Consider the following 550-nt stretch of genomic DNA (forward strand, 5'->3'; position numbering starts at 1 on the left):
TTGCATGGGCCTCCCAATCATTTGCTAATAAGGTTCGATATTCTTGAGAGGCAAAACATCTCCAAACTGCATTTCTTTCTTTGAAACTCATAGTTTCAAAATCTCCAAATACTGCACTTGCAACACGGTTCCAGGTTACAACATCCCAAAGTTGATCTGTTACATATATCGGGTAAAACTTTAAATCATCTATAAAATTTTGTAGTACAGGGCTTACTTCGTCATCAGTTTTTAAAGGCTTTTCAGGAGGTAACTGTTGATGAGCTAATAAAAACATATGCTCACGTTCTTCTTTATCTAAGCGTAAGGCATCAGCTAAACTTTCTAAAGCCTGTATTGAGACTTGGATATCTCGGCCTTGCTCAATCCACGTGTACCAAGTTACCCCAATATTAGCTAGTTGTGCTACTTCTTCACGACGTAATCCTTTGGTTTTTCTGCGTGAACTAATTGGTAATCCAAAATCTTGTGGAGAAAGTCGGTTGCGTCTAGACTTCAAAAAATTTCCGAGTTCTTTTTTTCTTTCCTGTTCACTGTTCATAAAAAGCCC

General features: G+C 37.8%; 1 protein-coding gene. It reads right to left on the bottom strand.

From position 1 onward, the window contains the following. A partial coding sequence (locus RCF13_RS17800) for a helix-turn-helix transcriptional regulator (RefSeq protein WP_308141405.1) occupies positions 1-550 on the bottom strand: 550 nt, incomplete at both ends.

The sequence above is a fragment of the Stenotrophomonas maltophilia group sp. RNC7 genome, assembly GCF_030910085.1.
Taxonomy (GTDB): domain Bacteria; phylum Pseudomonadota; class Gammaproteobacteria; order Xanthomonadales; family Xanthomonadaceae; genus Stenotrophomonas; species Stenotrophomonas sepilia.